3 protein-coding genes are annotated in these 2,219 nt (G+C 70.1%); all 3 read left to right on the top strand.

Translation table 11 applies throughout. From position 1 onward, the window contains the following. Positions 1-111: 111 nt before the first annotated feature. A complete protein-coding gene (locus ABNT58_RS25600) occupies positions 112-660 on the top strand; it encodes a hypothetical protein (protein WP_348756203.1) in 549 nt (182 codons plus the stop codon). A gap of 133 nt (positions 661-793) precedes the next feature. Then, positions 794-1,432 carry a glutathione S-transferase gene (locus tag ABNT58_RS25595; protein WP_348756202.1) on the top strand — a complete coding sequence of 213 codons (639 nt, stop codon included), beginning with the start codon at positions 794-796 and terminating at the stop codon, positions 1,430-1,432. 5 nt (positions 1,433-1,437) lie between these two features. Further along, positions 1,438-2,219, top strand: a 782-nt coding sequence (locus ABNT58_RS25590) for a pyridoxamine 5'-phosphate oxidase family protein (protein ID WP_348756201.1), incomplete at its 3' end; no start/stop codon positions are given.

Genomic DNA, 2,219 nt, shown 5'->3' with positions numbered 1-2,219 from the left:
GCGTTTCATCGGTGTCGTCCTCGTCAAGAAGGTGGGCTTGCGAGCGACTGTCGGGCAAGGGCTGGGCAGCGTCCAACGAGAAATGTTTAAGGGCGATGACAAGTTTTGGTGATGCTGGGCGGCCCATACAGTCCGGGCATGACGACCGACACAGCTTCATCCCCGCCGCGCGCCGGCGCGCGGGTCTCGTGGACGACTCTGGCTGCGGGGGGCGCGGCTGCGGCGTTGGCGGCCTACATCACCCTTGCGCTGCTGCCGGTGGAAACCAAGGTCCATGCATTCTTCCAGCGCCTGCACATGGTTCCTCACCACTGGCGCAAGCCTCTCGGCCACTTCGGGCTGGGCCTGGTGTTGCTGGTGCTGGCGCCGCTGGTCAGCCTGTTCGCAGCCGCGCTCTTTCTCGCCGTGCCCGGCTTGGTGGGCGAAGGCGCCGGGCTGGCCAGGGCGCAGCACCTGCAGGCCGACTTTGCATTGGGCTGCCAGGCTTCGAAGCAGCGGTGCGTCCTTATCACCCGCGACGGGACCGACGTGGCCCGCGGTTATGTGATCGACGTGTCCGACGAGGACATGGCCTTGTTCGATGTGGAGCGCCGCGCCGTCCGGCTGTTGCCGCGCAAGGGCTTGAGCTGGGAAGTGTCGGCCGCCGATCAGCGGCCTTGAACGAGCGCCCCGTTGCATTCTTCCGGCGCCGGAAACACTGACTTGTGCGGCGCGCGGCTTCTGCTGCCAGCCGCTGGCGGCCACAGTGCGTTCCATGCCGCCGCTGCCTGGCGGCGCCAACCAGGAGCCTTCGATGACCAGCACCCCAACCGCCCCCATCACCCTGTACCACTTCGCCTTGTCGGGCCATGCCCATCGCGCGCAGCTGGCCTTGAGCCTGATGGGTCTGCCGCATCGTCTGGTCGCTGTCGACCTGAAGCGGGGCGAGCACAAGCGCCCGGAGTTCCTGCGCCTGAATCCTTTCGGCCAGGTGCCGGTGATCGACGACGCCGGCACCGTGGTGCACGACTCCAACGCCATCCTGGTGTACCTGGCCACCCGCTACGACCCGGCCCGCCGCTGGCTGCCGGCCGCGCCCGAAGCACAGGCCGCGGTGCAGGTGTGGCTGTCGGCGGCGGCCGGGCCCATCGCTTTCGGGCCGGCGGCAGCGCGGCTGGTCACGGTGTTCGGCGCCCAGCTCGATGCCGATGGCGCCATCAACCGCGCCCACCAGTTGCTGGCCGTGATGGAGCCGCTGCTGGCCACGCGCAGCTTTCTGGCGGGCCAGGCGCCGACCATCGCCGACATCGCCGGCTACAGCTACATCGCCGCCGCGCCCGAAGGCAACGTGGACCTGGCGCCTTATGCGGCCGTGCGCGCCTGGCTGCAGCGCATCGAGGCGCTGCCGGGCTTCGTGCCCTTGCCCAAGACCGCGGTCGGCCTGGCGGCCTGAAGCTCATGGCCACCCTTCACCACCCCTTCCATGAAGGCGAGCAGGCCGTGCAGCGGCTGGCCGGCATGCAGGCTCGCATGGCCGAGATCGGCCCACGCGTGATCCGCGACCACCTGCCCGAGCAGCACCAGCGCTTCTTCGAGCAATTGCCCATGCTGCTGGCCGGCATGGCCGATGCGCAGGGCCGGCCCTGGGCCTCGGTGCTGGCGGGTGCACCCGGCTTCGTGCAGGCGACCGATGCACAGCAGCTGCACATCCACGCGCTGCCGCTGCCGGGCGACCCGATGGCGGGCGGCCTGCATCCGGGCGCAGAGATCGGCCTGCTGGGCATCGAGCCGGCCACGCGGCGGCGCAACCGCGCCAACGGTGTGGTGGGCGCGGTGCAGGCCGGTGGTTTTGCCGTGCACATCACGCAATCGGTGGGCAACTGCCCGCAGTACATCCAGCGCCGCGCGCCGGTGGCGCCAGCCGACAAGGCCATGCCGCCCGCACCGCCGCCACCGCAGGCGCTGCCCACGCTGGACGCCGCAGCCCAGGCACTGGTGGCGCGGGCCGACACCTTGTTCATCGCCACTCGCGCACCCGCCACCACCGATCGGCCGGCCGGGGGGGCCGACGTGTCGCACCGCGGCGGACCTGCGGGCTTCGTGAAGGTGGAGGACGCACACACGCTGCTGCTGCCCGACTATTCGGGCAACCAGATGTTCATGACCCTGGGCAACCTGATGGTGGACGAGCGCGCCGGGCTGCTGTTCATCGACTTCGACACCGGCGACCTGCTGACCTT

This window comes from uncultured Aquincola sp., assembly GCF_964001545.1.
Classification (GTDB): domain Bacteria; phylum Pseudomonadota; class Gammaproteobacteria; order Burkholderiales; family Burkholderiaceae_C; genus Aquincola.
The sequence above is the reverse complement of the archived record's forward strand: the minus strand, read 5'-3'. Positions and strand labels throughout refer to the sequence as shown.